Source organism: Candidatus Zixiibacteriota bacterium (assembly GCA_035574315.1).
Classification (GTDB): Bacteria; Desulfobacterota; Binatia; order UBA9968; family UBA9968; genus DATLYW01.
Genome location: DATLYW010000026.1, coordinates 125,623 through 140,516 on the forward strand (window position 1 = coordinate 125,623; position 14,894 = coordinate 140,516).

General features: G+C 66.7%; 13 protein-coding genes and 1 pseudogene. 10 read left to right on the forward strand and 4 right to left on the reverse strand.

The window, feature by feature from the left end:
- Positions 1–78: 78 nt before the first annotated feature.
- The 6 genes from VNN77_08555 to VNN77_08580 all read left to right on the forward strand — a co-directional run bounded on the left by VNN77_08555 (position 79) and on the right by VNN77_08580 (position 6,464).
- Positions 79–1,017 (forward strand): LLM class F420-dependent oxidoreductase, encoded by a 939-nt coding sequence (locus VNN77_08555; GenBank protein ID HXG51438.1) that lies wholly within the window; start codon positions 79–81, stop codon positions 1,015–1,017.
- 39 nt (positions 1,018–1,056) lie between these two features.
- Positions 1,057–1,773, forward strand: a complete 717-nt coding sequence (gene pcaH, locus VNN77_08560; GenBank protein HXG51439.1) for a protocatechuate 3,4-dioxygenase subunit beta — start codon at positions 1,057–1,059, stop codon at positions 1,771–1,773.
- Positions 1,770–2,339 (forward strand): protocatechuate 3,4-dioxygenase subunit alpha, encoded by a 570-nt coding sequence (pcaG, locus tag VNN77_08565; GenBank protein HXG51440.1) that lies wholly within the window; start codon positions 1,770–1,772, stop codon positions 2,337–2,339. The genes pcaH and pcaG overlap by 4 nt, the downstream gene beginning before the upstream one ends.
- Positions 2,340–2,359: 20 nt before the next feature.
- Positions 2,360–3,718: a 3-carboxy-cis,cis-muconate cycloisomerase gene (pcaB, locus tag VNN77_08570; GenBank protein ID HXG51441.1), complete on the forward strand. Its 1,359-nt coding sequence runs from the start codon at positions 2,360–2,362 to the stop codon at positions 3,716–3,718.
- Positions 3,715–5,289 carry an AMP-binding protein gene (locus tag VNN77_08575; protein ID HXG51442.1) on the forward strand — a complete coding sequence of 525 codons (1,575 nt, stop codon included), beginning with the start codon at positions 3,715–3,717 and terminating at the stop codon, positions 5,287–5,289. The genes pcaB and VNN77_08575 overlap by 4 nt, the downstream gene beginning before the upstream one ends.
- Before the next feature lie 113 nt (positions 5,290–5,402).
- On the forward strand, positions 5,403–6,464 hold the full coding sequence (locus tag VNN77_08580; protein ID HXG51443.1) for a cupin domain-containing protein: 1,062 nt from the start codon (positions 5,403–5,405) through the stop codon (positions 6,462–6,464).
- Between the two features lie 73 nt (positions 6,465–6,537).
- Here VNN77_08580 and VNN77_08585 read toward each other — a convergent pair whose 3' ends face one another.
- From VNN77_08585 to VNN77_08600, 4 genes are all read right to left on the reverse strand, one after another.
- Positions 6,538–6,951 carry a DUF305 domain-containing protein gene (locus tag VNN77_08585; protein ID HXG51444.1) on the reverse strand — a complete coding sequence of 138 codons (414 nt, stop codon included), beginning with the start codon at positions 6,949–6,951 and terminating at the stop codon, positions 6,538–6,540.
- An 11-nt stretch (positions 6,952–6,962) separates the two neighbouring features.
- The gene (locus tag VNN77_08590; protein ID HXG51445.1) at positions 6,963–8,327 is read right to left on the reverse strand and encodes a YncE family protein; all 1,365 of its coding nucleotides are present in this window, start codon (positions 8,325–8,327) and stop codon (positions 6,963–6,965) included.
- Positions 8,328–8,335: 8 nt separating this feature from the next.
- Positions 8,336–8,785 (reverse strand): hypothetical protein, encoded by a 450-nt coding sequence (locus VNN77_08595; protein ID HXG51446.1) that lies wholly within the window; start codon positions 8,783–8,785, stop codon positions 8,336–8,338.
- Positions 8,786–9,060: 275 nt separating this feature from the next.
- Complete coding sequence (locus VNN77_08600; protein ID HXG51447.1) at positions 9,061–9,342, reverse strand: hypothetical protein; 282 nt, start codon at positions 9,340–9,342, stop codon at positions 9,061–9,063.
- A 499-nt stretch (positions 9,343–9,841) separates the two neighbouring features.
- On the opposite strand from VNN77_08600, the pseudogene VNN77_08605 reads away from it, so the two are divergent.
- From VNN77_08605 to VNN77_08620, 4 genes and pseudogenes are all read left to right on the forward strand, one after another.
- Positions 9,842–10,200: pseudogene (locus VNN77_08605) on the forward strand (cupin domain-containing protein).
- A 76-nt stretch (positions 10,201–10,276) separates the two neighbouring features.
- Positions 10,277–11,077, forward strand: coding sequence for an alkaline phytoceramidase (locus VNN77_08610; protein HXG51448.1), 801 nt, complete (start codon positions 10,277–10,279; stop codon positions 11,075–11,077).
- Positions 11,078–11,181: 104 nt separating this feature from the next.
- Entirely contained in the window at positions 11,182–11,775 is a 594-nt protein-coding gene (locus VNN77_08615) for a DNA-3-methyladenine glycosylase I (GenBank protein HXG51449.1), read from the forward strand.
- A 92-nt stretch (positions 11,776–11,867) separates the two neighbouring features.
- On the forward strand, positions 11,868–14,894 hold a 3,027-nt coding region (locus VNN77_08620; protein ID HXG51450.1), incomplete at its 3' end, for an error-prone DNA polymerase.

Below are 14,894 nucleotides of genomic sequence, written 5' to 3' on the forward strand. Positions count from 1 at the left end.
AATGCCGTGCCATGGCAGCGCGCGGGCGGGCCTCGCCCGGCCGGACCGAACCGGCGTTACCGGCGTCAGAGGGTCGGGATGGAGTTTGGACTGCACCTGCCGGCTTCCAGCCCCGGGTTCAGCCCGGCCGGCCTCGTTGCGTTCGCGCGTCGCGCCGAAGCGCTGGGCTTCGACTACGTGACGGTCGCGGACCACGTCGTCGTGCCCAGACGTATCTCGGTTCCGTATCCTTACACTCTGGACGGGAAATACCCCGGCTCAGGGCATCATCTCGAAGCGCTCGCGACGATCGGCTTTCTGGCCGGGGCGACCGAACGGCTGCGATTCGTCACCAGCGTGATGATCGCCCCGTATCGCAGCCCGGTGGTGACGGCCAAGATGCTGGCGACCCTCGACGTGCTGTCCGGAGGGCGGATCGTCGCCGGAATCGGCGCGGGTTGGATGAAGGAGGAGTTCGAGGCTCTCGGCGCGCCGCCCTACGGGGAGCGCGGGCGGGTGACCGACGAGTACATCCGGGCGTTCCGCGAGCTGTGGACGGCGGAAAATCCGCGCTTCGAGGGAAAGTACTGCAGCTTCTCCGACATCGTCTTCGTGCCCAGGCCCGTCCAGAAGCCCGGGATTCCGATCTGGATCGGCGGCCACAGCGACAAGGCCATTCGCCGCGCCGCCGAGCTGGGAGACGGCTGGCATCCGATCGGGGGAGTGCCCGCGGTGCCGCTCGAACCCCGCGATCTGGAGCGCAGCGTGGCCGCGCTGCGAACCGCGGCGCGGGCGGCAGGCCGGGATCCCGAACAGATCCGGGTAGCGTTCAAGGGCTCGCTGTTCGATCGCGAGATCGAAAGCGTGCCGGGCCGGCGCCGGCGGTTCACGGGAAGCGCCCCGGAGATCGCTTCGGACGTCCGCGAGTACCGCGCGGCGGGAGCGGACGTCCTGATCCTCGACGTTCGACGCCCCGGCGTCGCGGAAACGCTGGAGCGCATGGAATGGCTGCGAAACGAGGTTCTGGCGCGTCTCTGAATGGAGAAAGTCGAGGGAAAACCTCGCGGAGGACGGACCATGGAGGTAAGAGAGTACAATCCGCGCGACTGGAAGTCGCATCCGCCTTACCGCTACGAGGGATACAGGTCCTCGTTGAAGCGGGCGCCGCTGAAACGCCTGGTGCGGATCAAGCAGACGCTGTCGGAAATCACGGGGCCGCTTTTCGGCCACGAGGCGGTGCGTCCCGGCGACAACGACCTCACGCGCAACGCGGGGACCGGCGTGGAGGCGATGGGCGAGCGCCTGATCATCGTCGGGCGCGTGCTCGACGAAGACGAGCGGCCCGTGCCGAACACCCTTATCGAGATCTGGCAGGCCAACGCCGCCGGCCGCTACCAGCATGACGCGGACCAGCACGACGCCCCGCTCGATCCCAATTTCATCGGCGCCGGCCGCTGCATGACCAACGAAAAAGGGGAGTACCGCTTCGTCACCATCCGGCCGGGCGCTTATCCCTGGCTCAACCATCCCAATGCGTGGCGGCCGTCGCACATTCATCTCTCGCTGTTCGGCCCGTGCTTCGTGACCCGGCTCGTCACGCAATTTTTCTTCCCGGGCGACCCGCTCCTCCCCCTCGATCCGATTTTGAGCTCGATCCCGAGCAAGAAGGCGCGCGAACGGCTGATCGCTTCCTACGCGCACGACGTGACCGAGCCCGAGTGGGCGCTCGGGTATCGTTTCGACATCGTTCTGCGCGGCCGGCGGCAGACGCCGTTCGAGGAGGGGCGGCCATGAAGCAGACGCCGTCGCAAACGGTCGGGCCGTTCTATTCGCTGGGGCTGACGCGCTCGCCGATGAACCGGCTCGCGGGCGAGGGGACCGCCGGAGAAAAGATCCGGATCGAAGGCCGCGTTCTCGACGGCGACGGCCAGCCGGTTCCGGACGCGCTCGTCGAGATCTGGCAGGCCAACGCCTACGGGCGCTACCATCACCCGGAGGACAAGCAGGAAAAGCCCCTCGACCCGAGCTTCTCCGGATGGGGGCGTTGCGGGACCAATGAGCGGGGAGAGTTCTGGTTCGAGACGATCAAGCCGGGATCCGTTCCCGGCCCGGGGACGACGATCCAGGCGCCGCACATCAACGTGGCGGTGTTCGCCCGGGGGATGCTCATCCACGCGCATACACGCATCTATTTTTCCGACGAGGCGTCGAACGCCGGCGACCCCGTCCTGTCGTGCATCAGGGACAAACGGCGGCGGCAGACGCTGATTGCGGCGCGGGAAAACCGGGAGGGAGGCGCCGTCTACCGCTTCGACATCCGCCTCCAGGGGGAAGGCGAGACGGTCTTTTTCGACGCGTAGCGGCGGAGGAGGGGCAGGAAATGGCCACGGCGCTCGATTCGGCGATCTTCGGGCCGCTCTTTACCGATCCCGACGTCGCGGAGCGCCTGAGCGACGGCGCGTTCGTGCGGGCGCTCATCGAGGTGGAGGCGGCGCTCGCGGCCGCCGAAGCGCGAGTGGGCGTCATCCCGCAGAGCGCCGCGGCCGAGATCGCAAAGGCGGCCGACGAAGCGACAATCGATCCCGGCGCCCTTGCCGAAGGCACGGCTCGCTCCGGATTTCCGGTGATCGGGCTCGTGCAGCGGCTCCGCGCGGCGGTCGGTCCCGATGCCGCGCCCTACGTTCACTGGGGCGCGACCACCCAGGACATCATGGATACGGCGTGCGTGCTTCAGCTTCGCGGCGTCGTCGGGGTCCTCGAGAAGCGCCTTTCCGAGCTGGTGGAAGAGCTGGCGGGGCTGGCACGCCGCCACCGGGAAACCGTGATGGCGGGAAGAACGCACGGCCAGCAGGCTTTGCCGGTGACGCTCGGCTTGAAAGCGGCGGCATGGCTGGCGCCGCTGGTGCGCCACGGCGAGCGGTTGAGGGAGATGGCGCCGAGGCTGCTCGTGCTGCAGTTCGGCGGCGCGGCGGGGACCCTCGCCGCCCTCGGCGGCAAGGGGCTCGCGGTCGCCGAGGTGCTCGCCCGGGAGCTCGGACTGGCCGAGGCGGCGATGCCGTGGCACGCGCAACGGGACGGCTTCGCCGAGTTCGCCGGGTGGCTGAGCCTGCTGACCGGGAGCCTGGGGAAGATGGCGCAGGACGTCGTGCTGCTGGCGCAAACCGAGGTCGGCGAGCTTGCCGAATCCGCCGACAAGGGGCGCGGAGCGAGCAGCACGATGCCGCAGAAGAGCAATCCCGTCGCGAGCGAGCTGGTGCTCGCTGCGGCGCGCGCCAATGCCGCGCTCCTTTCGGCCATGCACCAGGCGCAGATCCAGGAGCACGAGCGCGGCACGCACGGATGGCAGGTCGAGTGGCTGGTGCTGCCGCAGATGGCGCTCTTGACCGGGGGCGCGCTCAGGCACGCTCTTTACCTGGCGCGAAACGTGCGGGTCGACGAAGCGCGAATGCGCGAGAACATCCGGCGCGCGAACGACGTGGTGCTCGCAGAAGCCGCGGTCTTCACCCTGTCCGCGCACATGCCCCGGCCCGAGGCCGAGGAGCTGGTCAGGCGGGCCTGTGCGACGGCCGAAGGAGAAAACCGGCCGTTGATCGAGGTGGTGGAGGCGCTCGCCGAAAGGAGGATCCCCGGGGGAGGAATCGACTGGTCCGTGCTCGCCGCCCCGGAGAGCTACCTCGGCTCGGCCGGAGAGCTGGTCGACGCGGTGTTGAAAAGGGCTGGCAAGGTTTTTCCCACATGAAAACGCCGGCCACTCTGGGGCAACTGATCGACGAGAGGGCGGCGCTTCATCCGGAGAATCCGGCGCTGATCTTCAAGGACCGGTGCTGGAGCTATCGGGAGTTCGGGCTCGAGGTCGACCGCGCCGCCGAAGGTTTTCTCCGGCTGGGTCTGAAAAAAGGCGAGCGGGTCGCGCTGATGCTCCCGAACTGCCCGGAGTATCTCTTTGCGGTCTTCGCGGCGGCGAAGCTCGGGCTGGTCTTCGTTCCCGTGAACCCGAGCTACACCGCCGACGAGGCCGAATACGTGCTCCACCACTCGGAATCCGCGGCCGTTCTGACCTCGACGGATCTCGCGCCGTTGCTCGATTCGCTCCGGCCGCAACTGCCGCGCCTGCGTGCGACCATCGTCGTCGGCAAGGACAACAGGCCCGGAGCACTGGACTGGGAGCGGGATTTTCTCGGCGACGCGGCCGCGCCCTTGGCCGGTGCGGCAGGTCCCGACGATCTCGCCTCCATCACTTATACCTCGGGGACCACCGATCGGCCCAAGGGCGTCATGTTGTCGCAGTACGCGTACGCGTTCGCGCCCAGACAGCGCGCCGAAGGGCTGGGCTGGACCGAGCGCGACCGCGTGCTCTGCCTCCTGCCGCTGTTTCACGTGAACGCGCTCTGCCACATGTGCATCGCCATGCTGTCGGTCGGAGGCTCGATCGTTCTCACCGAGCGCTTCAGCGCCTCGCGCTTCTGGGATGAAGTGCGGCAGTACGGCGCCACGACGTCAAGCCTGATGCGCACGATCCCGCAGATCCTCCTGAGCCTGCCCGAGCGGCCGGACGATCGCGACAATCCTCTGAGGCTGGTCGTCGCCCTGCTTCCCCCCGAAGCGCATGTGCGCTTCGAGGAACGGTTCGATCTCGTCGCCGTGCCGTCGTACAGCTTGACCGAAGACATTCTCAGCGTCATCGGACCGCTCGACAAGACCCGGCGCAAGCTGGGGAGCTGCGGCCTGCCGCTCGCTCCCCAGGTGCATCGCATCCGGATCGTCGACGATTCGGGCCGAGATCTTCCCCCGGGCCGGCCCGGCGAGATCTTGAAGCAAAGCCCGGCCGTGATGCAGGGGTATTTCAAGAACCCCGAGGCGACGGCAAAGGCCCTCGTGGGAGGCTGGCTCAGAACCGGGGATCTGGGGTACGTGGACGAGGACGGATTCCTGTATTTCGTCGACCGGCTGAAGGACATCGTGCGGCGCGGGGACGAGAACATCTCTTCCGAGGAGGTCGAACGGGTGTTGAATGCGCATCCCGCGGTCGCGGAGTCCGCCGTGGTCGGCGTGCCGGATCCTATCCGCGGGGAAGAGGTGAAGGCCTTCGTGGTTCTCAAGCCGCCGGCGACGCCCGACACGGTTCCGCCCGAAGAGCTCTGGAGCTTTTGCGCGGGCCGCCTGGCCCCGTTCAAGATTCCGCGCTACATCGAGTACCGCCTCGAACTGCCGAAAACGCCGAGTTCGAAGATCCAGAAAAACCTCCTGCGCGACGCGAGCAAGGATCCGGCCGCGGGAGCCGCCGACCGGCTGCGGGCCGGGAAGCGCTGAACGGTGGCGGGGCCCGTTTGACAAGGGGTGAACCGAGCTGTTAACGAGGGCCGAAAAGGCGGCCGGCGAGACCGGCCTCCGGTTGCGTCGCCGGCAGACCGAGGAGAACGACCATGAGCCAGGTTGATTCGAAGACGGACGAGGCACGGCTCGATGCGCTGCACCGCCGGATGGCGGAGAATTCCCTGGGCGGTCACTGGCAGCCCCGGGAGCCCAAGCCCGAGTTGAAGCCGTTTCTCTGGCGCTGGCCGGTGATCTATTCCTGTCTAATGGAATCCGGAGAGGTTGTCCGGCTGGGCCATGTCGACGAGGCGGCCAAACGGCGCACCGTTCAGCTCGTCAATCCGGGAATCGCCGCCCAGAAGGCGACCAGCCGCACGCTCCAGATGTCGGTCCAGCTGGTGAAGCCGGGAGAGCGAGCGGAATGCCATCGGCACACTCCGGCCGCGCTGCGGTTCGTGGTCGAGGCGGACGGGCGGGGGTACACGACGGTGGAAGGCGAGCGGATGCTCATGGAGCCGGGAGACCTGATCCTCACCCCGAACTGGACCTGGCACGATCACTACAATCCGGGCGACAAGCCGATGATCTGGCTGGACGTGCTCGATATCCACCTCGTCAATCACCTGGACGCCAACTTCCAGGAAAACTACGGCGAAGGGCCGGCTCAACCCGTGACCAGGCCCGACGGCTATTGCCGGCAGCGGCTGGGGGCCATCCGGCCACGGGCGGGCAAAGTCGGGGGAGGCGCTCTGCCCTACACCTACAAGTGGCGTGACGCGCTGAAGGCTTTGAACGAGCTCTCGGCCGCGGGGGCGGCGGATCCCCACGACGGGATATTGCTGGAGTACGCCAACCCGCTGACCGGGGGTCCGACTCTGCCCACTATCGGCTGCTGGATTCAGATGCTCCGGCCCGGCGAGGAAACGCGGCCGCACCGCCACACCAGCAGCACGATCTACCACGTCGTGCAGGGCGAGGGGGTCACTACCGTTGGAGAGAAAAAGGGCGCCGGGGAGGATCTCGGCTGGGAAACCAGAGACTGCTTTTTCGTTCCCTCCTCGAAATGGCATCGCTTCAAGAACCGCTCGAGAAAGGAGCCGGCGATCATCTTTTCCGTGACCGATCGGCCGGTGCTCGAAAGCCTCGGGCTGTACCGCCACGAAGGGGAGTAAGCTCCTTCGCCCCGGCGCGTCCCGCAGGCGGCGCAAAACTCCGTGTCCGGATTCGGCTGCCCGACGGACGTGCTCACCGATGCGGGTCGGTGCCGCGCGTTCCGTGAATCGCGGGAAAGCCGCCCGGGTCCGGGTCCGCGCCGCGGCGCAGGATCTCGAGCCGCCGGGTCATGGCTGCGATCTCGGCGGTCTGGGAAGCAATGATCTCTTCGGCGAGACGACGGGTGAGAGGGTCTTCACCGTGGATCAGGACGGCTCGGGCCATCGCTACGGCGCCCTGATGATGGGGAATCATCATGGCCAGGAAGTCGACGTCGGGGTTCCCGGTGTAGCCCGCCGCGTGCATCTCCTTCATCATGTTGTCCATCGCTTCTTCCAGCTCGCGCCGGTACGGGCTCGACCCGGCCGGTCGTCCTGAGGGCCCTGTTCCGGGGTGACGGCCCGCGGGGCCCGCTTGTGCCAGAGTCGCGGTCTTCGAATCCGTCATCGCGCTCTCCGCTAGGCCGTCTGGCTGCGCGCTCCCGACCGGACATAGACCAGATTGATGCTCTTCTTGTTGCGCAGCTTGCCCGAGGGCAGTGAGAGCTCCCCGAGGGGAATCTGGGCGACGAACTGCGGCCTGAAGGGATCGGAGACGTCGAACGCCGTGCAGACCGTCTGTCCTTCGTTGGGCGTCCCCGGAAGCTCGTCCTGCTCATGGGCGATGTAGAGGACCGTATTCTCGGGATTGGTCCACAGTCCGTGCGCCTCGCGGCCGTGGCTGAAGAACGTACCGACCACCTTGCGGCCGCCCGCCGGCGCGGCGCGGTCGATGATGGCGATCCGGCTCGAGGCGACGCCGCCGGGGCCGCCGTCGTCGACGCGGGCGAGCGAAACGTACACCGCCTTGCCGTTGGAATTCTCGACGAACTCGATGTGATTCGGGCGGGCCAGCTTCCCCAACGAGACGGTATCGCTCACGCGCGGCTCCGCGGCCACGGACCAGGCCGAGACGGCGTCGGCGAGCTTGTGCGATAGCCAGAGCTCGCGTCCGTCGGGCGTCGTCTTCTCGAAGGGCGTGAACCCGAACGGGTCCTGGGCCTTGATGTCGAGGAGCCTGAGTCTTTTCGGCCGGCTGAAACCATCGCGCCCGAAATTCGTTCGGATCACCTCCAGCTGCGAGGACTTTTGCGAAACGACGAACGCCAGCTGGCCGTCCGCGGAAAACCAGACTTGAGCCGGACCGTTGACGCATTGGAGATAATGCCGCACCGCACGCGACGCCACTCCGCCCGACTCCTTGCGGGCCGCCGCCACGTCGAGGATCGCGATACGGCTCTCGCCCCGGATCGTCACCCAAAGCTCCTTTCCGTTCCGGCTGAAGGTCGGCTCGTGCGGCTCCCTTCCCACCAGGACACCGCTGGTCAGCCGTTCGGGGTTGGCTTGATCTCCGGCCTGGGGATTGGGTGTGTTGCCGACCACCCGCATGGTCTCCAGGTCGACGAGATAGACGTTGCTCGAGCCGCGGCCGGTGCTCGCCAGGAGGCGGTTGTCCGGCGAGGGGGCGGCGCCGTGAATGTTGATCGCGCCGTGATAGAGGGGTTTGCCGATCATCGCGGCGTGCGTGGGCATGACGCCGCCGGTGACGAACCGGAACGGCGGCCGGGGATCTTCGTCGAAGGACGTGAGATTGATCGTGGCTGCGACCGTGTTCGTGTTCGGATCGATCACCGAAAGCGTGTTGGAGTCCTCGTTGCAGATAACCACGCGATCGCGGCCGCTCACGCCCGATCGGGCTTGCGCACCGGCGCGATCGAGCGGCAGAACGGCCGCCAGAGCCGCGACGCTCACATTGGTGATGAACTCCCTGCGCGTCCATTCCATTTTCGGTCCTACCTCCTTGATCCTCGGAGCTTATTGGCTTTCACCGAGCAGAGCCAGCACGGCCGGCAGAGGCTCGCGGACGCCCCTTTGGGCCCGCCGCATCCGGGGCAGCGACACCGGTCGCGCTCCCGGGAGGGCGACCGCACCAGCCTGAGCGGCGTGACGGCTCGCAACAGCTCCCGGAATTCCTTTTCCGTCGCCCGCTCAGGGCATTCGCCCCAGCGTTTGAGCCACGGCCAGAAGAGCACCACCCGTTGGGGCTTGATCGTTTTCAGCAAGCGAAGATCGTTGAGGGTGCCGCACCCCAGCTCTCTTTGCAGGCGGGCGCAGCGCATGACGGCCATGCCGCTCATCTTCATCGGGCACCAGACCATTCCGGTCGGGTAGTCAAAGCTGTCGTCGGGACGACGGATCGGAAGCGCGTCGTCGCGCGCCTTGGTCTTTTTGAGCGCGGGCATGTCGATAAGGCCCTCGCACCGGGCCGTTCAGCTAACCATTATCTCAGGTGTGTATGGAGAGCAAGGAAGGAAAGGGGGATTCAGCAACTTTTGGGAGCGTACGGCAGCGGATTTACCATTTACGCCGGGCGGTGCGCTTGCGGTGACGGTGCGCGCCCGGTGCAACGAGGCGAAGGGCTGGCTCTTCGGGGGGCGACTGAAAAAGGCGACACGAACAAGCCCGGGAGGGAGGGCGCGATGCGTGCGGCTGGGAGTGGAGGGGAATCCGGTCCGCGCTACGAGCCGGTCGTCAACGCTTTCAAAGCGTCTCGAAGGTGGGCCGCCCAACGCTGAAGCGCCGGCCCGGCGTTGCTTCCCTGAGGCAAATGGACGCTCGACCCGTCGGGGCTGATCTCGAACAGGACCGACTCCAGGTGAGAAATCACCTGGCGGAACCTGGCTTCCGGGACGGCTTTCCAGTTCTCGGGCACCGACTTGTATTTCTTCGACGAAGCGGTCGAAGCAGGTTTGTCAGCTTTGGCGAACACTGGCGTGACAACCGAGGCATCGGTACTCAAGTTGTTCTCCTTATTGTCGGCCTCCGCACCGCAAACGGCCAACGGTGACTATGTACAGCAAAGAGCGAGCCAAACTGGAGCGACATGGGCAATCACGACGAAATCCCCGCTTCTATTGCGCGCGCTCGGCTGGACCGAGTCCCGGGATTGCGGCACGAGCCTGCCCGGTTGCCGGATTTGAGAAAAAGCACGGCACGATATTCCCGCTGCCAAAAATTGCAGCCAGCAGCCCTTGCCTGGCCGGCGCGAAAGGGCGTCCTTGCCTCGCGACAGCCCGGTTGGAACAGCGAAGCGAGTGAGATAGCATGGCAGCAAAGGTCGACCGGGCTGCGAAAGGAGAGGTCCTTGCAGCGCTGGACGGGTAGCAGCGGGTACAGCTACAGGGAGTGGCCGGGGAATTTTTTCCCGGACGGTTTGAGCACGAAGGAAATGCTTCGGTCCTGCGCAGCGGGCCTTCCGGCGGTCGAGATCGACAACACGTTCGACGGATGGGGGACTTATGGAGAGAGCGGAACGGAAAAACTTCTCGAACGCCAACGAAGTGCGCGAGTTTCCTAAAGGAAGGCTCGAGCTCGTGACGGTCGGCGGGGCGACCATCGGCCGGGCCGTTTTCGAGCCGGGCTGGAGGTGGGCGACCTCCGTGCAGCCGCTGGCGAGGACCAGGAGCTGCGAAGCCCCCATTTCCAGTACCACGTGTCGGGTGTCCTTCGGATCAAGATGGACGATGGCACCGAGTTCGACTGCAAGGCGGGCGACGTGTCGCTGCTTCCCTCCGGGCACGACGCCTGGGTCGTCGGCGGCGAGCCCGCGGTCGTCGTCGATTTCCAGGAAATGATCGACTGCGCCAGGACGAAATGAGCCAGCTGCGTTCGAGCCTCTTGGTCGAGGAGCCCCCGGCGGCCGGCGCGCGGCGGGCGAGCGGGTTTTGGCCGCCATGACGGTTCGTCGGGGAGCGGGCCGGTGGCTGCCGGGTCTCTTGGTTGCCCTCGCCGCGGTGGGCGTGGCGGGCCTGTGGTTCGTTCCGCGCGTTCCCCAGCCGCAGTGGTACCACGAGTTCGCCGACCGCCGTACCCTGCTCGGGATACCCAATTTCTGGAACGTCGCCTCCAATCTGCCGCTGGCGCTAGCCGGCGCCTGGGGTCTGTGGCGCTGCGGCTCGGCCCGCTCGCTTCCGGGGTTGCGGCACGCTCCGGCACGCTGGATGTACGCCTTCTTTTTCGGCGCCGTGGCGCTGGCCGGGGCCGGCTCCTTCTATTATCACTGGCAACCCGACAACGAGCGGCTGGTGTGGGATCGGCTGCCGATCGCGCTCGCGACCATGTCGCTGCTCGCGATCGTGATCGCCGAGTGGATCGACCACCGCGCGGGCAGCCGGCTGTTCCTGCCCCTGCTTCTGCTCGGCGCCGGCACGGTCGTTTACTGGCACCTCACCGAGCGCTGGGGCGCGGGAGACCTGCGCCCGTATCTTCTCAGCCAGCTCTATGCCGCCATCGCAATCCCGCTGACGCTGTTGTCGCGTCCCGCGGCCTACAGCCACGGCGAAAAGCTCTACGGCGCGCTCGGCTGGTATGTCGCGGCGCGGCTTTTCGAGCTCTTCGACGCACGGATCTACGCTGCGGGTGAGATCGCCAGCGGCCATACCTTGAAGCACCTCGCCGCCGCGGCGAGCGCCTGCATGATCTACAGCTGGCTTCGGAGCCGCCGTCCGTCCGGCCTCAGTTTCGGAGACCGATGAAGACGCAATCGTTTTCCTTCCGGCTGCTTGTGGCACGCGAAGCAGGCCTTGACGGCGTTGTCCCCGACGTGCGGCTGGTAACCGGCCGGTAAAGCATGCAGGCCATGCGCTCCAGCCAGACCGTTCACCGTTGTCCGTGGGTCGACCTCAGCAAGCCGGACTACGTTGCCTACCACGACAGGGAATGGGGCGTGCCGGTCCACGACGACCGGACGATGTTCGAGTTCCTGACGCTGGAATCGGCGCAGGCGGGGCTAAGCTGGTATACGGTGCTACGCAAGCGGGAGGCCTACCGGCGGGCTTTCGCCGGGTTCGACGCTCAGACGGTCGCACGCTACGGTGGGCGGGAGGTGCGTTCGCTCTTGCGCGATCCCGGCATCATTCGCAACGAGCGGAAAATCCGCGCGGCGATCAACAACGCCAGGCGCTTTCTCGAGATTCAGGAAGAGTTCGGGAGCTTCGACCGCTACATCTGGCGATTCGTGAACGGCAGGCCGATCGTGCACCGGCTCAGGGTCCTCGGGGACTATCCCGCGACCAGCCGAGAATCGGACGCCTTGAGCAAGGACCTCAAGCAGCGGGGTTTTCAGTTCATCGGCTCGACCGTCTGCTACGCCCATATGCAGGCCACCGGGCTCGTCAACGACCACGTCGAGAGCTGCTTCCGCAAAAAAGAGATCCTCGCCGCCCATCTTTGACCGCGCCGAACGGGCGGGCCGCGGCGTTCGAGCACGAGCATCTCTCCGGGCCTGGATTTTGAAGTCCGGGCGCCTTTGATAGACTGCCCTCGATGTCCTCCTACGTTCCCCTCTGGTGCAAGAGCAACTTTTCCTTTCTCGAAGGGGCGAGCCACCCCGACGAGCTGGTGGAAGAGGCTCATCGCCTCGGACTGCCCGCGATCGCCCTGACCGACCGCGACGGCGTCTACGGCGTCGTGCGGGCACACGTGAAGGCGCGCGAGCTCGGGGTTCGTTTGCTCGTCGGATCGGAAGTCACCGTCGACGACGGCTCCACGATCGTCCTGCTCGCCCAGGACCGCCCCGGCTACGCCAACCTTTGCCGGTTGATCACGGCGGGACGGCTACGCTCGGAAAAAGGGGAGAGCGCGGTCCGCTGGAGCGAGATCTGCGAGCGTGCCGGAGGCTTGATCGCCCTCTGGAGCGGGGACGGTCCGGCGGCCGCAACGGTCGCCGCCCCGCTGCGCGAAGCATTTGGAGACCGGCTCTACGGCGCGCTGGCGCGCCACCGCAGGGAGGAGGAGATCGCAAGGGAGGAGCGTTTGCGAGGGCTGGCGCTCCGTTACGGCTTTCCCCTCGCGGCCGTGACGGAGGTCCTCTATCACGCCGGCGCGCGCCGGCCCCTGCAGGATATCCTGACGGCGATCCGGCACGGCGCTCCCGTCGCCGCCTGCGGGCGAAAGCTCAAGCCGAACGCGGAGCACGACCTCAAGCCGCCTCAGCCGTTCGCTCAGCTGTTCGCCGACGAGCCGGCCGCCGTGGCGAGGACCTTGGAGATCGCGGAGCGATGCGGCTTTTCCCTGGACGAGATTCGTTACCGCTACCCGTCGCACGCGATGCCGGACGGCAGGACCTCGATGGAGTGGCTGAGGGAGCTGGCGTTTCGCGGGGCGCGTCGCCGCTACGGAGGCCGGGTTCCTCCTGAGGTGGCACGGCAGCTGGACAGGGAGCTCGAGCTGATCGCCGAGCTGGATTATCCCGGCTACTTTCTCACCATGTGGGAGATCGTCGAGTTTTGCCGTCAAAAGGGCATTCTCTGCCAGGGACGCGGGTCGGCGGCGAACTCCGCGGTCTGTTACTGTCTGGGGATCACGGCGATCGATCCTGTTCGCATGGGGCTTCTCTTCGAGCGCTTCATTTCCCGGGAGCGGGCCGAACCGCCGGATATCGATCTCGACATTCAGCACGACCGCCGTGAAGAAGTCATCCAGCACGTCTACGAGCGCTACGGCCGCGATCGGGCGGCGATGACGGCCAACGTCATCCGGTACCGGGCGCGCTCGGCGATCCGCGACGTCGGCAAGGCTCTGGGAATTCCGGAGACTTCGCTCGACCGGGTAGCGAAGTTCCTGTCCTCCTACGGCACGGTTGCACCGAGCGCCCTCCGGCAGCTCGATCTCGATCCTGCCAGCGCCGCGCACCGCCGGCTCCTCCGGTGGGCCAACGAGATTATCGATTTCCCGCGCCACCTTTCGATTCATCCGGGCGGGTTCTTGCTGGGACATGGGCCGGTGCACGACCTCGTGCCGATCGAGAATGCCGCCATGCCGGGGCGCACCGTGATCCAATGGGACAAGAACGATCTGGAGGATCTGGGACTGTTCAAGGTCGATCTGCTCGGCCTGGGCGGGCTCACGGTGCTCGATCTCTCCTTCAAGCTCTTGCGCAAGTACCGCGGGGTAAGTCTCGAGATGGCGACGATTCCGGACGGCGACGCGGCGACGTTCGACATGATCTGCCGAAGCGATACCGTGGGCGTCTTCCAGATCGAGAGCCGGGCGCAAATGGCCATGCTGCCGCGACTGCGCCCGGCGAATTTCTACGATCTGGTCATCGAGGTCAGCATTGTTCGCCCGGGGCCCATTACCGGCGGCATGGTGCACCCCTATCTGCGGCGCCGAAGCGGCGAGGAGCCGGTGGAGTACCCGCATCCCAGCCTGGTGCCGGTTCTGGAAAAAACTCTCGGGGTCCCGCTCTTCCAGGAGCAGGTGATGCGCCTGGCGATGGCCGCGGCGGACTACACGCCGGGCGAGGCGGACCAGCTGCGGCGTGATATGGCCGCCTGGCATCGCTCGGGGCGGATGGAGCGGCATCGCGAACGGTTGATCGGCCGCATGGAGGCGAAGGGCATTGCCCGGGAGTTCGCCGAAAGGGTGTTCGAGCAGATCCGGGGATTCGGCGAATATGGCTTTCCCGAAAGCCACGCAGCGAGCTTCGCCCTGATCGCGTATGCGACGGCGTGGCTCAAGTGCCATTACCCGGCGGAATTCGCCTGCGCGCTGCTCAACGCCCAGCCGATGGGATTCTACAGCCCGGCGACGGTTGTCGAGGATGCCAGGCGGCACGGCGTGGCGGTTCGCCGCGTAGACGTGAACGCCAGCGAGTGGCACTGCACTCTGGAGCCCTGCGCGGAAAGCACGGGCGGCTTCGCGCTCCGGATCGGGCTCCGCTACGTGAAAGGGCTGAGCGAACCGGACGGCGAAAAAATCGTCGCCGCCCGGGGCGGCAAAGCGTTCGCTTCGCTGGAGGAGTTCGCGCGGCGCACCGGGCTGCACGACGGACTGCTCAGCGCGCTGGCGGAGGCGGGAGCTTTCGAGGGGTTCCACGCCAACCGTCGGGCGAGCCTCTGGGAAGCCCGGCTCCTGGCCCGCAGAGCGGGAGATTCGCTGCGGCTCGCGGGGGCCGAGCCCGTCCCGCAATTCAAGGAGCTTACCGCTTTGGAAGAGGTCGACTGGGATTACAGGACGATGTCGCACAGCGCGCGCGGCCATCCCCTCGCGCAGCTGCGCCCGGTTCTGGCCGCGCAAGGGCTGCCCGATGCCCGCACGGTCGCAGCCATGGAGAACGGCCGGCGCGTGCGCTACGCGGGGATGGTCATTTGCCGCCAGAGACCGGGTACGGCCGGGGGAGTGGTTTTCATGACCCTTGAAGACGAGACAGGATTCGTCAACGTCATCCTTTGGGAGCGCGTTTTTCAGCGCTACGCGGTTCTGGCGAAGACTGCGAGCCTGCTCGGTGTTTCGGGCAAGCTGCAGGTCGAGGGCGGCGTTGTTCACGTCGTTGCGGAGCGGTTGTGGCGG